General features: G+C 58.3%; 15 protein-coding genes. 12 read left to right on the top strand and 3 right to left on the bottom strand.

The window, feature by feature from the left end; all coding sequences use genetic code 11:
* Window positions 1-501 precede the first annotated feature (501 nt).
* The 4 genes from ACXAG1_RS07285 to ACXAG1_RS07270 all read left to right on the top strand — a co-directional run bounded on the left by ACXAG1_RS07285 (window position 502) and on the right by ACXAG1_RS07270 (window position 4,687).
* Complete coding sequence (locus ACXAG1_RS07285; RefSeq protein WP_475119377.1) at window positions 502-1,350, top strand: formate/nitrite transporter family protein; 849 nt, start codon at window positions 502-504, stop codon at window positions 1,348-1,350.
* A 38-nt stretch (window positions 1,351-1,388) separates the two neighbouring features.
* Entirely contained in the window at window positions 1,389-3,179 is a 1,791-nt protein-coding gene (locus ACXAG1_RS07280; RefSeq protein WP_475119376.1) for a bifunctional protein-serine/threonine kinase/phosphatase, read from the top strand.
* Between the two features lie 39 nt (window positions 3,180-3,218).
* On the top strand, window positions 3,219-3,668 hold the full coding sequence (cynS, locus tag ACXAG1_RS07275) for a cyanase (protein WP_475119375.1): 450 nt from the start codon (window positions 3,219-3,221) through the stop codon (window positions 3,666-3,668).
* 131 nt (window positions 3,669-3,799) lie between these two features.
* Entirely contained in the window at window positions 3,800-4,687 is an 888-nt protein-coding gene (locus ACXAG1_RS07270; RefSeq protein WP_475119374.1) for an NAD-dependent protein deacetylase, read from the top strand.
* Window positions 4,688-4,710: 23 nt separating this feature from the next.
* Here ACXAG1_RS07270 and yghU read toward each other — a convergent pair whose 3' ends face one another.
* From yghU to ACXAG1_RS07255, 3 genes are read right to left on the bottom strand one after another with little or no spacing between them, the layout of a single operon-like run.
* Window positions 4,711-5,592, bottom strand: coding sequence for a glutathione-dependent disulfide-bond oxidoreductase (yghU, locus tag ACXAG1_RS07265; RefSeq protein WP_475119373.1), 882 nt, complete (start codon window positions 5,590-5,592; stop codon window positions 4,711-4,713).
* 58 nt (window positions 5,593-5,650) lie between these two features.
* Window positions 5,651-6,223, bottom strand: a complete 573-nt coding sequence (locus ACXAG1_RS07260; protein WP_475093842.1) for a transglutaminase-like domain-containing protein — start codon at window positions 6,221-6,223, stop codon at window positions 5,651-5,653.
* Window positions 6,224-6,250: 27 nt separating this feature from the next.
* Window positions 6,251-6,706, bottom strand: coding sequence for a GNAT family N-acetyltransferase (locus ACXAG1_RS07255; RefSeq protein WP_475119372.1), 456 nt, complete (start codon window positions 6,704-6,706; stop codon window positions 6,251-6,253).
* Between the two features lie 364 nt (window positions 6,707-7,070).
* Here ACXAG1_RS07255 and rsxA point away from each other — a divergent pair, with 364 nt between their 5' ends.
* The 8 genes from rsxA to ACXAG1_RS07215 all read left to right on the top strand — a co-directional run bounded on the left by rsxA (window position 7,071) and on the right by ACXAG1_RS07215 (window position 16,877).
* Window positions 7,071-7,646 (top strand): electron transport complex subunit RsxA, encoded by a 576-nt coding sequence (gene rsxA / locus ACXAG1_RS07250; RefSeq protein WP_226704869.1) that lies wholly within the window; start codon window positions 7,071-7,073, stop codon window positions 7,644-7,646.
* A gap of 14 nt (window positions 7,647-7,660) precedes the next feature.
* A complete protein-coding gene (rsxB, locus tag ACXAG1_RS07245) occupies window positions 7,661-8,269 on the top strand; it encodes an electron transport complex subunit RsxB (protein ID WP_475119371.1) in 609 nt (202 codons plus the stop codon).
* Window positions 8,266-10,458 (top strand): electron transport complex subunit RsxC, encoded by a 2,193-nt coding sequence (gene rsxC / locus ACXAG1_RS07240; protein ID WP_475119370.1) that lies wholly within the window; start codon window positions 8,266-8,268, stop codon window positions 10,456-10,458. Before rsxB ends, rsxC begins: the two co-directional genes overlap by 4 nt.
* Before the next feature lie 4 nt (window positions 10,459-10,462).
* Window positions 10,463-11,515 carry an electron transport complex subunit RsxD gene (gene rsxD / locus ACXAG1_RS07235; protein ID WP_475119369.1) on the top strand — a complete coding sequence of 351 codons (1,053 nt, stop codon included), beginning with the start codon at window positions 10,463-10,465 and terminating at the stop codon, window positions 11,513-11,515.
* A complete protein-coding gene (gene rsxG / locus ACXAG1_RS07230; protein ID WP_475093847.1) occupies window positions 11,515-12,198 on the top strand; it encodes an electron transport complex subunit RsxG in 684 nt (227 codons plus the stop codon). Before rsxD ends, rsxG begins: the two co-directional genes overlap by 1 nt.
* The gene (locus ACXAG1_RS07225) at window positions 12,198-12,923 is read left to right on the top strand and encodes an electron transport complex subunit E (RefSeq protein WP_475093848.1); all 726 of its coding nucleotides are present in this window, start codon (window positions 12,198-12,200) and stop codon (window positions 12,921-12,923) included. The genes rsxG and ACXAG1_RS07225 overlap by 1 nt, the downstream gene beginning before the upstream one ends.
* A gap of 540 nt (window positions 12,924-13,463) precedes the next feature.
* Entirely contained in the window at window positions 13,464-14,183 is a 720-nt protein-coding gene (locus ACXAG1_RS07220) for a TetR/AcrR family transcriptional regulator (protein WP_475093849.1), read from the top strand.
* Window positions 14,184-14,468: 285 nt separating this feature from the next.
* Window positions 14,469-16,877 carry an MltF family protein gene (locus tag ACXAG1_RS07215; protein WP_475119368.1) on the top strand — a complete coding sequence of 803 codons (2,409 nt, stop codon included), beginning with the start codon at window positions 14,469-14,471 and terminating at the stop codon, window positions 16,875-16,877.
* The last annotated feature ends 14 nt before the right edge of the window (window positions 16,878-16,891 follow it).

Genomic DNA, 16,891 nt, shown 5'->3' with positions numbered 1-16,891 from the left:
ACTCCTTGCATCTGAGCAATCCAGTCAATGAATACGGCTTATCCCAGCAATTTGCATTCCACAACAGGCCGAGTTCACGCTATCGCGGCCGGAAAACTACCTGACCCGCCTTCCGCCATTGCACCAGTTTCGCCCCTTTTGGCGCCGCCGCACCAACCCGGTGCAAGAGGAAATCAGTCTGCAACGATAGAACAAGATTCACATCACATTTTTTTACCTGCTTGAGCGAATGCACGCAGGGAGCAGCGACCAAAAGCCCAGCAAAAACTTTGGCATCGAGTTTGCTTTAGATTATGAGCGCAAGCTCGTGCAATGCAGCGCGACCGGGCTCAGCCCAACCAATCTGAACACTCTGGATAAAGGCGTCCACCACTTTCCGACTTATGTCTGTCTGTGTGGGCGCCTTTTTTTGTGCCCGAAAATCCGCGCTCCGGTTCTGCAATCGACCACGGGTGGCAACAGAAGTGGCAAGGCCTCCAGCACTAAATAAAGGAAACGACTATGGCTTATCTCGCTCCTACAGAATTTGTGACCAAAATGGTCGACGCGGGGGAATCAAAAATTTTCATGTCCACCCGGGACACGCTGGTACGGGCGTATATGGCGGGTGCCATTCTCGCACTGGCTGCGGTATTCGCGGTGACTGTCGGCACCATGACAGGTTCCCATTTGATCGGCTCCATCCTGTTCCCGGTGGGCTTCTGTATGCTCTACCTGATGGGCTTTGACCTGTTGACCGGTGTATTTGTCTTGGCGCCACTGGCGTGGCTGGATCGCCGCCCGGGTGTGACCTGGGGCGGGATCTTGCGCAACTGGGGCCTGGTATTTGTGGGCAACTTTGCCGGCGCCCTCACCGTCGCGGCAATGATGGCGTTTGTGTTTACCATGGGCTTTAACACCGAGCCGGGCGCTGTCGGCGCCAAGCTGTCGTCCATCGGCGAAGCGCGCACCCTGGGCTACGCAGAATACGGCGCGGCGGGTTGGTTTACCATTTTTATCCGCGGCATGCTGTGTAATTGGATGGTTTCCATGGGCGTTGTCGGCGCGATGATTTCCACCAACGTGAGCGGCAAGGTCATCGCCATGTGGATGCCGATCATGTTGTTCTTCTTTATGGCGTTCGAGCACTCGGTGGTAAACATGTTCCTGTTCCCCACCGCGATCATGATGGGTGGTGACTTCTCGGTGATGGATTACCTGATCTGGAACGAAATCCCCACCGCGCTGGGCAACCTGGTAGGCGGCCTCGCGTTTACCGGCCTGACTCTCTACAGCACCCATTACAAAACTGCACCCAAGCGTCAGCTGAAAGCGGAAAGCAGCTCCGCGGGTAAAGAAGCACTGGCCTGATAGCACTACAGCCCCGCACTCCGCGGGGCTATTTTTTTATGGCTATTTCTATGACCAGTTCTATGCCGAGTTCTATACCCAGCTCTATACCCAGTTCTATCAGTGGTTCTCTCCTATTGGCAGCGGGTCAGCACACGAGCGCCGGCCTCAAACCGGAAAACCAGGACAGTTGCGGCGCCATTTTGCCAGCGGAACCGCAGTTGGCCATCAAGGGCGCCGCCTTTGCCATCGCCGATGGCATCAGCTCCAGTACGGTCAGTGCTGTGGCCAGTGAAACGGCGGTGAAAAGTTTCCTCGACGATTACTACTGCACGTCCGATGGCTGGAGTGTACAGAACGCTGCCGAACAGGTAATCAAGGCCACCAACGCCTGGCTGTTTGAGCAGACCCGCCAGAGCCCCTACCGCTTCGATAAAGACAAGGGGTATGTGTGTACCTTCAGCGCCGCCATTTTCAGAGGTAGCGAGGTGCACCTGTTTCACCTCGGCGACTCCCGTATCTACCGCCTGCGCGGTGACTCTCTGGAGCAACTCACCCACGACCACCGTCTGTGGCAAGGGGAGCACCACAGCTACTTGAGTCGCGCGCTGGGCGCGGACGCGCAAACGGAAATTGATTACCGCCGGCTTTCCCTGCAGGCCGGCGATCTGTTTATTCTGAGTACCGATGGGGTGCACGATTCCCTGTCGCAACGCACGCTGATCGAACACCTGCAACAGAAAGGCGCGTGTCTCGATCGCACAGCAAAAACCCTGGTGGCCGCGGCACTGGCTAACGGCAGTAGCGACAATCTTACGGTGCAACTGGTGCGGGTGGACAAACTCCCCCACACAACCCCGGCACTGATTGATCAGGCCGGTAAATTACCATTGCCCCCGATTCTCAAATCCGGCGACAGCTTCGACGGCTTTACCATCGAGCGGGATATACATGCGAGCCACCGCAGCCATGTCTATCTGGCTACCGACCAGGCTAGCGGCAATCGGATAATCCTCAAGGCGCCCTCCGTCGACCAGAGTGAAGATCCCGCACATCTGGAGCGGCTTTTAATGGAGGAATGGCTGGCGCGACGGGTGGACAGCGCCCACGTGGTGCGAGCAGCGGCAACCCATCGCCCGCGCAATTATCTCTACACCACGCTGGAAGTGGTGGAGGGGCAGACATTGCGCCAGTGGATGACCGACAACCCCGCGCCGAGTCTTGAAACCGTACGCGGCATCGTCGAGCAAATCGCGCGCGGACTGCAGGCCCTGCACCGCGCTGAAATACTGCACCAGGATCTGCGCCCGGAAAATATCATGATCAGCGATGCGGGTACCGTTACGCTGATTGATCTGGGCTCGGCGAAAGTGGCGGGGATTGCGGAAACCGCGCAGGAAAATGGCCAGTTGATCCTGGGCACCGCGCTGTACAGCGCACCGGAATATTTTCTCGGCGACGGCGGCACGCCGCGCTCGGATCTTTTTTCTCTGGCGGTTCTCACCTACCACCTTCTATCCGGCGAGTTTCCCTACGGCGCACAGGTCGCGCGTAGTAATACGGTAGCGGCGCAACACAAGTTGCGCTATCGCAGTGTATTGAGTGAGTCCCGTGCCATTCCCGCATGGATTGACGCCACCCTGAGAAAAGCGCTGCAGCCCAATCCATTGCGCCGCCACGAGGCGCTGTCGGAATTTATTTATGAGTTGCGCCACCCCAATCCGGATTACGTTAACAGTACCCGGCCGCCACTGATGGAGCGCTATCCGGTGCGTTTCTGGCAGTCGGTGAGCGGTGTTCTGTTGCTTGTTGTTTTTTATCTATTGAGCCTGATTTCCCAGGCAACCTGACTATCAAATCGACCCAACCATCGCAAATGGAGAGCAAACATGATCAGCAACCGCCAGCAGGTTACCGACCTCATTTTAGTGGCCAAGGTACAGAAAGATTTGAAATGGGCGCAGGTGGCGGATGCCATCGGCCAATCGAAGGAGTGGACCACCGCGGCCTGTCTTGGCCAGATGACGTTCACCAAAAAACAGGCGGCCGTAGTCGGCGAATTGTTTGACCTCAGTGACGAGGCGGTAGCCTGGCTGCAGATTGCCCCTTACAAGGGCTCCCTGCCCACTGCAGTGCCGACAGATCCACTGATTTACCGCCTGTACGAGCTGGTGAGTGTGTACGGCACCACCATCAAGGAGCTGATCCACGAGGAGTTCGGCGATGGCATCATGAGTGCCATCGACTTTTCCATGGATATCCAGCGGGAGGAAGACCCAAAGGGCGATCGGGTGAATATGGTGATGTCCGGCAAGTTCCTGCCCTACAAGACTTACTGATTCACCCTGCCTGAATCACTACGCTGGCGGGAACAGTCCCGCCAGCGTAATCCCGGTGCAACCTTCTGCTGCCAGACTCGTTACAATAGCGGTTCCGATTCCATTCTTTGCGAGCCCAAGCGATCTGCCCCATGAGCCTGAGCACACTGTCCTCCCCCACTCTTTCGGATGGCAACGTTGTTGCGGATTTACCGCTTCCGAGTGCGGAGGCGGCGGAGCAGCTGGCGGCGTTTATCCGTCGCCATCCGCGTTTGACGGTGCTGACCGGTGCCGGGGTGAGTACGGATTCCGGCATTCCGGATTACCGCGATCGCAATGGCCAGTGGAAGCGCAAGCCGCCGGTGGACCATCGCGAATTTATGAAGTGTGCGGCGACGAGACAGCGTTACTGGGGGCGGGCGTTGATCGGCTGGCCGGTAATCCGCAATTCGGCGCCGAACCCGGCGCATTTTCATCTGGCGGAGCTGGAGCGTCGCGGGTATGTCAATCTGTTGATTACCCAGAATGTGGATCGACTGCACCAGCGCGCGGGCAGCGAGCGGGTGATGGATTTGCACGGGCGGGCGGATGAGGTTCGCTGTATGGGTTGTGACTACCGGGCTATGCGACAACTGGTGCACGATCGGAGCTATGCGCTGAACCCAACCTTCCGCCATTACACGGCGGAGACGGCGCCGGATGGGGATGCGGATCTGGAGGTGGATTTTTCCAGCTTTCGGGTGGCGGATTGTCCGGACTGTGCGGGGATTCTGAAGCCGGATGTGGTGTTCTTTGGGGATAATGTGCCGCGGGAACGGGTGCAGTTGGCGATGGATACGTTGCGGGAGAGCGACGCTCTGCTGGTGGTGGGTTCTTCGTTGATGGTGTATTCGGGGTTTCGTTTCTGTCGTTATGCGAAGGAATGGGGTAAGCCAATGGCGGCGCTGAATCTGGGTAAGACCCGGGCCGATGATTTGATTGATATGAAATTAAACGCAGATATCAGAGAAACCCTAAAGCAGGCACTCGACCTGCTTTAGTCATTCCACTCGCCACTAGAGAATCAATCCTTCCCTTCGGGGTCCTCTAGTTTGTCTTGCGTACGCAATTCAAAATCACTGGCATCGTGCCGCTCATGCAACTGCTCTGAAGGCTCACCCCAGGTGCGGTTGACCATGCTTCCGCGTTTCACTGCCGGGCGCTCGCCCACTTCATCCACCCAGCGGATTACATTTTTGTAAGTGTGGGCTTCGAGGAATTCCGCCGCATCGTAGGCTTTGTTTTTTACCACCGCGCCGTACCAGGGCCAGATCGCCATGTCGGCGATGGTGTATTCCTTGCCGGCAATAAATTGGTGTTCGGCCAACTGGCGGTCGAGGACGTCGAGTTGGCGTTTGACTTCCATGGTGTAGCGGTTGATGGGGTATTCGTATTTTTCCGGGGCGTAGGCGTAGAAGTGGCCGAAGCCGCCGCCGAGGAAGGGGGCGGCGCCCATTTGCCAGAAGAGCCAGTTGAGGGTTTCGGTGCGTTGTTCCGGGGTGTGGGGGAGGAATGCCCCGAATTTTTCTGCGAGGTACAGCAGTATGGAGCCGGATTCGAATACGCGAATGGGCGGGGTGGTGCTGTGGTCGACGAGGGCGGGGATTTTGGAGTTGGGGTTGATGTCGACGAAGCCGCTGCTGAACTGGTCGCCTTCGGTGATGCGGATCAGGTGGGCGTCGTACTCGGCGCCTTCATGGCCCAGCGCCAGCAGCTCTTCGAGCATGATGGTGGCCTTGACGCCGTTGGGTGAGGCGAGGGAGTAGAGCTGCATGGGGTGTTTGCCCACGGGCAGATCTTTGTCGTGGGTGGCGCCGGCAATGGGGCGGTTGATATTGGCGAACTGGCCACCGCTCTCGGAATCCCATTTCCACACGGCAGGTGGGGTGTAGCTTGCGTCCGACATGAAGGCTCCTTTATCGCATTGTATTTGATGCGTAAGAGTAAGCCTGTGGCGGTTAATTTCAAACGTCTGGCAGGTTTTCGATTACCGCCTGATAGCTGTCGCAGTTTTCCAATACCTGAATAACCTGCGGCAGCGGTTCTGCGTAGTTCTCGGGCAGGTCGCGTTCGCCCTCTCCGGTCGGGGTGTAGGCGAGTCGTTCCTGGGGTGGAATAAATTCGGCGATGATGCCCGCGTCGGGATTATTGCCGCGGGCGTCGATACGGAACCAGCCGTAGCGTTCCAGGTAAAGACTGTTGAAGCCATGCAGGCAGTAGCGGCCACGGGCTTGGTCCAACAACAGGCGTTGATAGCTGAATCCGGCGGGGATGTCGTTGGCACGCAATAGTGCCGCCAGCAAGTGGCTCTTGGCAAAGCAGAAGCCAGTGCCGGCGATCAGCACTTCGGAAGCTTTGCAGGTGACCGGATTCAGGGCGAAGTCGCCGCTGTGGCGAATTTCATCGCGCACAAATTCAAAAGTATTGCGGGCGGTGCCAAATTTGGCTCCGGAACGGCATTTGAGGTCGGCGGCAGCGTCGAGGATATCCGGGTGCTGCCAGTCGATGATTGGGGTCGCTTGTAGGTACGCTTGCATGCTCGGGTCGTTATTTTTAAAGGCGAGTCAGAGGTCCAGCCTCATATAAACGCTATTGGGGTCATCTGTATATGCGGCGAAGGGAGGACACTCTGTGAACCCGTGGCGCCGGTACAGCCGCCGGGCGGGCAGGAAGAAGGCCATGGAACCGGTTTCCAGGCTGAGGCGGGTGTAGCCCCTGGCGCGCGATTCGTCAATTATATGCGCCAACATTGCGCTGCCAACCCCTTTGCCCCGCGCGGAGGCGCCGGTGCGCATGGATTTGATTTCACCGTGACCCGGCGCAAGTTCTTTGAGTGCGCCACATCCAAGTAGCTGGTCACCATCACACAGGGTCCAGAAGGTGATGCCCGGCTGGCGCAAGCCGTCGAGATCCAGGGCGTGCACACTCTCCGGAGGCGATGTGGCGCGCATATCATCAATATGGTCCTGCAGAAAGGCCGCTATGGCGGCACCGGAGAGATCGTCGATCGCTATTCTCATTTGTAGTACTTCGTCATGGGAGCGGCTTTGGCGGAAGTCCGAACTCTGGTGCGCTTGATTTCCCCTGGGCGGAAGGGGCAGCAGAGATGTGGCAATAGAGGTGCGACAATAGAGGTGTGGCAAGTTGAACGCCCCTACCCTCTCGCCCATAATACCGCCCCCTGATCAGGCAACACAGACTCGTGCACTGGCTGCAGCGCACAACCAATAGCCTGCAAACTTTGCGCCAGCACAGCAAATTCGACGCCAGCCGGGCGGACAAGCCACCGCTGACGAAGCGGGCACGCTCCCGTCCTGCACATCATTTCTGCGCGAACCTGTTGCATTAACCGCGGCCCGGCGCAGTGGGCAGAATGGAATCTCTATGACCGAATTTACCGTCATTCTTCTCAGCACCATCCTGGTGAACAACTACGTGCTGGTGCAGTTCCTCGGCCTGTGCCCATTTATGGGGGTTTCCAACAAGCTGGAGACCGCCATCGGCATGGCGGGTGCGACCACGTTTGTGCTGACCCTGGCGGCCATCTGCTCCTACCTGGTGAATACCTACTTACTCGAACCCTTCGGTATGGAGTACCTGCGCACCATCTCCTTCATTCTGGTGATCGCGGTGGTGGTGCAGTTTGCGCGCATGTTTATCGAGAAGACCAGCCCGCTGCTGCACCGGGTGCTCGGGGTATTCCTGCCGCTAATTACCACCAACTGCGCGGTGCTGGGTGTGGCCCTGCAGAACACCCTCAAGGCGAACAACTTTATCCAGTCCACCCTGTACGGCTTTGGCGCGGCGGTGGGTTTCTCCCTGGTACTGATCCTGTTCTCCGCCATGCGCGAGCGCCTGGCCGTGGCCGATGTGCCCAAACCTTTCAAGGGCGCGGCCATTGGCATGATGACCGCGGGCCTGATGTCCCTGGCCTTTATGGGCTTCAGCGGGTTGGTATAAGAGGAGGAGCGACGATGGAATGGTTGTCTGAAGTATCCACGCCCCTGCTGATTCTCGGCGGTATGGCGCTCGTGTTCGGCGCCCTGCTGGGCTTTGCCGCGGTGCGCTTTAAGGTCGAGGGTGATCCGATTGTGGATCAGATCGACTCCCTGCTGCCACAGACCCAGTGCGGCCAGTGCGGCCACCCCGGTTGCCGCCCCTACGCCGAGGCCATCGCCAACGGCGAGGCCATCAACAAATGCCCGCCCGGCGGCCAGGCCACCATCAACGAACTCGCCAATCTGCTGGATGTGGAGCCAACCCCGCTGGATGCGGAGCACGGTGTGGAAGACGTCAAAAAGGTGGCGTTTATCCGCGAGGCCGAATGCATCGGCTGCACCAAGTGCATCCAGGCCTGCCCGGTGGATGCCATTGTTGGCGCCGCCAAGCAGATGCACACGGTGATCGTGGACGAGTGCACCGGCTGTGACCTGTGCGTGGAGCCCTGCCCGGTGGACTGCATCGATATGGTTCCGCAGGAGGCCAGCCTGCAGCAATGGCACCCGAACAAACCCAAAGACGGTATCCAATTGATCGCCAGCGACCGCCCCGATCTGCACACCGATGACCGGAGTGCCGCATGAGCCAGGTAGACGAACGACAGAGCGCCAGCGAGCGCCGCGCGGCCCGCGAGGCCCATCTGGTTGCCAGCGAAAAAGCCCGGGATCTATCCCGGGAGCTGAAGATCAACGACTTCCACGGCGGTATCCACCCGCCGGAGAACAAGCACCAGTCTACCGGCGAGCCCATCGGCACCATTCCCTTGTCGGAAGACCTGATCGTGCCGCTGAACCAGCATATCGGCGGCACCGCCATTCCCCTGGTGAAGCTCGGTGACCTGGTACTGAAGGGCCAGAAAATCGCCGAGGCCGACGGCCCGGTAAGCTGCCCGGTACACGCGCCCTCTTCCGGCAAAGTCGTGGCCATCGAACCTTTCTCCGTGCCCCACCCCTCCGGTATGGTGGCGGACTGTATCCAGATCCGCACCGACGGCCGCGACGAGTGGTGTGCGCTCACTCCGCTGGAAGATTACGCAAACCGGGATATCGACGAGGTGCTGGAACAGATCCGCGACTGCGGTATCGCCGGAATGGGCGGAGCCGGCTTTCCCACCGCGGTAAAGCTGAACCCCCGCGGCGGCGCCGAGATAGACACCCTGATCATCAACGGTACCGAGTGCGAACCCTATATCACCGCCGACGATATGCTGATGCGCGAGCGCGCGGACGAGATCATCGGCGGTGTGGAAATACTTGCTCACCTGCTGGACCAGCCGGAGCGGGTGCTGATCGGCATCGAGGACAACAAACCGGAAGCCATCAAGGCCATGAAGCAGGCCGCCGAGGGCACCCGCTTCCATGTGGTGGTCTTCCCCACCAAATATCCGTCTGGTGGCGAAAAACAGCTGATCGAAATTCTCACCGGGCGCGAGGTACCCAACGAGGGACTGCCGGCCCATGTGGGCATTGTGTGCCAGAACGTGGGCACCGCGCGCGCCGTATTCCGCGCGGTCACCCTGGGCGAGCCGCTGATCAGCCGCGTCACCACCGTGGTGGGCGAATCCCTCGCGCGCCAGCGCAATATCGAAGTGCCGCTGGGCACCCCCATCCGCCATATCCTGGAAAGCCACGGTCTCGACCGCAAGCAATTGCAGCGGATCGTGATTGGCGGGCCGATGATGGGTTACACCATCGAGGACGAAAACGCGCCGGTGGTGAAAACCACCAACTGCATCCTCGCCCCCACCAATAAAGAGCTGCCGCCTCCGCCGCCGGCCCAGGCCTGTATCCGCTGCGGCTTGTGCGCCGAGGCCTGCCCGGCGAGCCTGCTGCCGCAGCAACTGTACTGGTACGCGCGCGCGGAAGACCGCGAGAAGCTGCAGGCCTACAACCTGTTCGACTGCATCGAGTGCGGCGCCTGCTCTTATGTGTGCCCGTCCAGCATTCCCCTGGTGCAGTACTACCGCGCCGCCAAGGGCGATATCCGCGAGGCGCGGCTGGAAAAAGAAAAGGCGGACCGCGCCCGCGAGCGTTTCGAGTACCGCAAGCTGCGACTGGAAAAGGCAGAGCAGGAAAAAGAAGCCAAGCGCCTCGCCCGCAAGAAAGCCGCCGAAGAGGCGCGCAAGCAGCGCGAGCAGAACGCCGACACCCCGGAAGCCAGAGCCGCCAAGGAAGAGTCCGACGTGGTGGCCGCGGCCCTGGCCCGGGTAAAAGCCAAGCAGGCCACCCCGGAACAGCAACTGGCCCGCGCCCAGCGCACCCTCACCAGTGCCGAGCACCGGGTGGAGCGGATGCAGAGCAAGCTGAACGAGGCCGAAGAAGCGCAGAAGCCGCAGCTGGAAGCACAGTTGAAAACCGCCGAGTTGAAGCTGAAGGAAGCGCGGGAGAAGCTGGCGGAAGCGGAAAAGTTGGCCGTATCAGCGCCCGCCGAAAAATCGGAGCCCTCATCAGAACCGACCGTTACCGATGACAAGCTGACCGTAGCGGGGGCATCTTCCTCTGCCGCCGGCTCTTCATCCGCTGCAGGCGCTGCCATCGAAAAGGCCAAGGCCGCCGCGGCTGCCCGCGCCAGTATGAGCCCGCAAGAAAAGCTCGCTACAGAAATCGACGCGCTGAAAAAACGCGTCGAGAAAGCCGAGGCGCGCCTGAGCAAGGCGAGAGAAGAAGACGACCCGAACACCGGCGCTTTTGAGACCGCACTGGAAAAAATGCAGGGCAAGCTGCAGGAAAAACTGGCTCAACAGGGCCAGAACGGAAACGGGAGCGGAGAGTAACCCCATGTCCCTGATGCGAATCACCTCCCCCCACGCCCACTCCGGCCAGAGCACTTCCAAAGTGATGCTGCAGGTGGTCGCGGCCACCATTCCCGGCATACTCGCGTTGGTGATCTACTTTGGCCCCGGGGTCCTGATCAATATCGCCCTGTGTATCGCCACTGCGCTGTCCACGGAAGCCGCAGTGATGAAACTGCGCAATCGCCCGGTCGCCTTCTATCTGAAAGACTACAGCGCCCTGGTCACCGCCCTGCTGCTGGGCATCGCCCTGCCGCCCTACTGCCCCTGGTGGATTCCGGTGATCGGCAGTGTCAGCGCGATTCTGCTGGCCAAACAGCTCTACGGCGGTATGGGTTACAACCCGTTCAACCCCGCCATGGTGGGTTATGTGGTGCTGCTGATCAGTTTCCCGGTGGAAATGACCCGCTGGGCCGGCGCCGCCGACCTGATCCACGGCGCGCCGGGGCTCGGTGAGACCGCCTCGCTGATCTTCGGCAATATGAATGTGGACGGCTTCACCCGCGCCACCCCGCTGGAAATCGTGCGCCACAACGAATCCACCATCCTCGCCCAGCTCTACGAGATGGAGCCGGTGTTCAATCAGGGCACCGTCGCCGGCCTCGGCTGGGAGATGGCCAACTTCGGCTTCCTGCTGGGTGGCCTGTTCCTGCTATTCCGCCGCCTGATCACCTGGCACGCACCGGTGGCCATGCTCGCCACCCTGACCCTGCTCTCCATCGTGTTCTACGACGGCGGCAGCTCCCTGAGTGAAGGCTCACCCCTGCTGCACCTGTTCTCCGGCGCCACCATGCTCGGCGCCTTCTTTATCGTCACCGACCCGGTGAGCGGCTGCACCAGCAACCGGGGCCGGCTGATCTTTGGCGCCGGCGTCGGCCTGCTGGTGTTCGTGATCCGCGCCTGGGGCGCCTATCCGGATGCGGTAGCCTTTGCGGTACTGCTGATGAACTTTGCCGCGCCCTTTATCGACAACTACACACTGCCGCGCACCTACGGCCACAAGGCCGCGCGCAAGGCCACCGACCTGGAGGAACAGTAATGCTGAAACGCTCCATCGGTAAGAATGCGACCATCCTGGCCCTGTTCGCCCTGGTGACCGCCGGCACCCTTGCGGTTACCCAGATCACCACCCGCGAGCCCATCGAGCGGGCCATTCGCGAGGCCGCCGCCAAGGCCCTGCTGGAGATCATCCCCATCGAGCGCCACAGCAACGACCTGCTGGTGGACACCTACCCCATCCCCAAACAGTACTGGGCCATGCTCGGGCTGAAGCAGGGGGGCAATATCAACCTGGCGCGGGAAGGTGACGGCACCATCGATGCCGTAATCATCCCCACCGTGGCGCCGGACGGTTACTCCGGGCCGATCCAGATGCTCGTAGGTGTGAACCGCGACGGCACCGTGGCCGGCGTGCGGGTGACCAGCCATGCGGAAACTCCCGGTCTCGGCGACAAGGTGGAAGTGAAGAAGAGCGACTGGATACTTTCCTTTGACGGTACTTCCCTTCAAGACCCGGGCCGCGACCAGTGGAAAGTGGAAAAAGACGGCGGTGCCTTCGACCAGTTCACCGGTGCCACCATTACCCCGCGGGCAGTGGTAAATCAGGTGCGCACGGTGCTCGATTTTGTCGCCGAGCACCAACAGGAAATCTTCAGTGCGCCGGTGTCCAAGCGCGCGGTAGAAATAGAACAGCCCCAGGACAACCAGGGGGAGAACAACTGATGGCCACACCTGACTCTTCGCACAACTACGGCGAGATTACCCACAACGGCCTGTGGAAGAACAATCCCGCACTGGTGCAATTACTCGGTCTGTGCCCGCTACTGGCGGTCACCGGCTCCGTGGTCAACGCCATTGGTCTCGGTCTCGCAACCACCGCGGTACTCGCCTGCTCCAACCTCGCAGTGTCCCTGGTGCGCCACCAGATGCCGGAGACCGTGCGCCTGCCGGCGTCGGTGATGATTATTGCTACCTTCGTGACCTGTGCCGAACTGCTGATGAAAGCGTTCACTTACGAGCTGTATCTGGTGCTGGGTATTTTTATCCCGCTGATCGTGACCAATTGCGCGATCCTTGGCCGCGCTGACGCCTTCGCCAGTAAAAATCCGGTACTGCCCTCACTGCTGGACGGGCTGATGATGGGCGTGGGTTTCAGTGCGGTATTGATCGTGATCGGCGCGATACGCGAAGTGATCGGCCGCGGCACCCTGTTCAGCGATATGGACCTGCTGCTCGGCCCCGTGGCCGCCAACTGGACGCTCCCCGTGCTGGGGCAGGATTATTCCGGTTTCCTGGTGGCGGTACTGCCGCCGGGCGCATTTCTGGTGGCAGGGCTGCTGATCGCGGCCAAGAATGCTATTGATGCCGGAATCGAGCGCCGCCGCAAAGCCGATGTCAGCGTTGTCACCGGCAGCAAACGGGTGCGCACCACCGGAAAAATTTCCTAGCGAGCTTTTATTCTCAGATCGAGTACGCAGGAGCAAGGCGGGCTCGATAAATGCCGATAGAGGATTACCGGCGCCCCCGAAATACCGGCCAAGCGCCGGTATTTTTTTAAACGTGATTTATTGACCAATAATAAGAAACGGTTCAAGCCAATTTACATACAGCACACATACCAATTCCAGATATTCCGACTGTGAATTCACCCATTTCCCGAAATATTCTTCAATTAACCCCATCTGTAATAAAACGTAATGGGAATTGCTTCACAAACCTCACTTCCACGGTGGCTAACCTGACTCATATCGATAAAATAGCGCGGCCGTCCCAAACTGTCTTGCCAGTCAAATCTATTCATGGCAATGACCCTGTGACTTTCGTTAGACTGATCGCATAACGATAAGGTCAAGACAGCACGGGAGCGGAAACAACGTGAACAGGCAACGCCGCCTACAGCCAACAAACCGCGCTATTTTCATCTGGATCAAGTACTGCCCGATACCCGATAGCTGTCTGCCCCATATCGCAAAGGAACTCTCGCAACCATGACTTTAGACAATGGAAAGTCTGAACTGGTCTATCAAGGTCGTCGCGCGCTACGTGCCGACAGCCGTCAACGTCGCAAAGCGATTTTAGAAGCCACACTTCGCCTGATTGTAAAAGATGGCATCCGCGGTATCCGTCACCGCGCTGTTGCCAAAGAGGCTGCCGTTCCACTGGCTGCCACTACTTACTACTTCAAACAGCTCGATGACCTCATCAGCGATGCATTCACTTATTTTGTAGAACAAAATATCGATCATACCCGCAACCTCCAGGAAGCAAGCTTTTCCGCCGTGCGCCAGCTTACCCCGGAGCAGATGCACTCGCCCACGGGCCGCCGACAGCTCCTTCAGCAGCTGACCCGCTTTGTGCTAAATCACATTCGCTCTCAGGCCAATAGCCGCAACAACCGGATTATTGAGCTGGCATTCAAAAATGAAGCACTGAGAAACCCGCAGCTGACTCGCGCCGTGCGCATGGCCAACCAATCGACCGAGAACCTGATTGTTGATTTCTTTGAGCTTTTACAACTGGCTGATCCGCTGGCCGCGGCGCAGATCGTGCACGGCACTATCCTGAACCTGGAATTTCAGATTCTCAGTGGCGCCATTTCGGTGGACTCTCCACTGCTCGAGCGCACCGTGACGATGATGGTAAAAGGCGTTATTCCTGAGTCTGACGCACCTGCGCTGGCTATTAACCTCGAAACTCACAGCGCATAGATCGACCCGCTCACTCAATCAATTGTACTGCCCCGACAAGCAACTCGTCGGGGCGTCTACATCACTACTCCGCTTCTCGGCACCCTCCTCTCCACAACAGCAGAAAATGCGATTGTCGCGCGCGCCTTTGCTGCAGTACAGTTTGGTAGACTTTCCTGCCTCCTCACCGATTTACCTCACCTATTCACCTCACCGATTCACTTCATCAAAGGGAATCGAGCTACACACACGTCCTGCGCAAGCTAGAATTTTAAGAACTACACCGGATGTATCTGCAGAAGTACCATGGGATTGTTTGTGCTTGGGCGTAAGTTTTTCTGTCTTTTCATCGTCCTTCTCGCGGTTGTCGCCTGTCAGCGCGAGGACGAAGGGGCCACCCCGGAGACCTCGCCACCTCCAGTCTCAGGCGCGGCTGACCTGGAGGCAGATGACCAGGAAGACGCCGAAGACAACAACTCCGCCGCCGATGGCGCGACGCCTGAATCGGGCGACGACGATCCTCATATGCACCCCGCCTCCCGGGAGGATCTGCGTCGAGAGGCCGAATGGCCACAGGAAACCAGCGGCGAATATCCGATCCACGCCTACGACAATTACACCGAGACCGGTGACCTTCCCGGCCTGTTAAAACAGGGAAAGCTGCGCATCCTCGTTGATATCTCCAATAGTGACTCTTTGCACCGGGAAGCGACCATTCAGGATCTGGAACTGAGCGAAGCGAAACGCTTTGCCACCCGCCTCGGCCTGGAACCGGTAGTGCTTTACGCCAACAACTTTGACCAGCTGATTCCACTTCTGAATGAAGGTAAAGGCGACATAATCGCCAATTACATGGTGATCAACAAGGAACGCAAAGAAAAGGTCGACTTCTCGATACCCACGGCGAGTACGCAGCTAGTTCTGATTTCGCGTGACAATGTAAAACCAGTCTCGGAATCCACCGACCTTTCGGGGAAAACACTGGTAGTAACCAAGGGCACGGTTTTCGAAACCGCCGCTCGAGAATTCGTCAAAGAACACCCCGGCCTGAAACTGAAAGTCTCCGAGCGAAATTATGTGGAGCTGGTGATCGATGTTGCGGAGAGCCATATCGATCTCACCATTGCGGAAAACCATATTTTCAACCAGGTTTCCCAGTTCAAGGACAACATTATTGAGAACCACACCTTCCCGGACGAGTACGAGGTGGGTTGGGCCATTCGCAAAAGCTCCCCGGAATTGTTGCAAGCCATGGATGATTTCATCCGCCACAGCAAGCTCACACGAACCGTGAATCGATCCATCGGTGACCTGGAGGAAATTCGGGAGCGGGGTTATATCCGCATACTGACACGCAACCACCCGGGCACCTACTATATGTGGAAGGGCCGAATCATGGGCTACGAATTCGAATTGGCCCAGGCGTTCGCGAAAAAACTCAAGTTGCGGCTGGAAATTATCGTTGCACCGACGCACGCGGACCTGCTCACCATGCTGCGGGATGGCAAGGCCGACATCGCAGCCGCGCTGCTCTCGGCTACAGAGAAACGCGACAATAGCGGCATGGATTTCTCCACTCCCTACATGAATGAACGCGTAGTACTGGTGGGCGAAGACAGCGACACCATTGAATCACTGGAGGCACTCGACGGGCGCACAATTCACGTGCGCAAGTCGAGCAATCACTATGATATTGCCAAGCAGCTCAAGAAGAAGGTACCGGGAATCAAGATTGAACTGGCACCGGAAGAACTGAACATCCAGGAAATTATCGACCGGGTTGCCGATGGCGAGTACGACCTCACGATCGCAGATCGCCTGTCGGTGAAACTCGAGCACGCCTGGCGCACCAATGTCGACGTACTGTTCGACCTTGGAATCGAGGACAATGTTTATGGTTGGATGGTCCGTGAGAACAACCCGGAACTCCTCAAGGCAATTAACAAGTTTTTTGCCAAAAAAAGTACGCAGAAGAAAATGCGCATCCTGTACACAAAGTACTTCGACTCTCCAAAGCGCACCCGCCCGGAGATTGATGAACTCAATGCAAACGGGACCATTTCCCCCTATGACGAGTACGTAAAAAAATATGCCGACGAGTATAACTTTGACTGGAGACTCGTCGTAGCGCAGATGTTCCAGGAGAGCACATTCAACCCCAAGGCCAAGTCCTGGGTAGGTGCGCGAGGGCTGATGCAGGTTATGCCGGACACGGGGAAACAGGTCGGGGAAAAAAACCTGTTTGACCCGGAGAGCAGCGTACGGGCGGGACTTAAATATCTGGAGTGGCTGCACCGTAAATTTGAAGACAAGGGGATCAGCCCGGAAAACATGATGTGGTTTACTCTCGCTTCCTACAATGCCGGGCTCGGCCACGTGTACGACGCGCAGGATCTCGCTGAAGAGAAAGGCTGGAACCGGAATGTCTGGTTCAACAATGTCGAGAACGCAATGCTGCTTCTCTCAGATAAAAAATATTACGAGAAAGCGCGCTACGGTTACGCGCGCGGGCAGGAGCCGTACGATTATGTACGCAAGATTCAGGAGCGCTTCCGTACCTATGTTGCGTTAATTGAAGATTATGAGCGCAAAAACAATGAGACAGGTCGTCTTCTGGACTTTCTCTATCCGCAATACCTGACCACAGAAGAACTGGCAAAAACGAGACCTCAAAGTGGCCCCCTGGGCGCACCGCTGGTCAACGCTTCCCATTAGAGCACGGCAGGCGG

This window comes from Microbulbifer sp. ABE4_465 (genome assembly GCF_056160765.1).
Note: the sequence above shows the minus strand (reverse complement) of the source record. Positions and strands in the feature narration are given on the sequence as shown.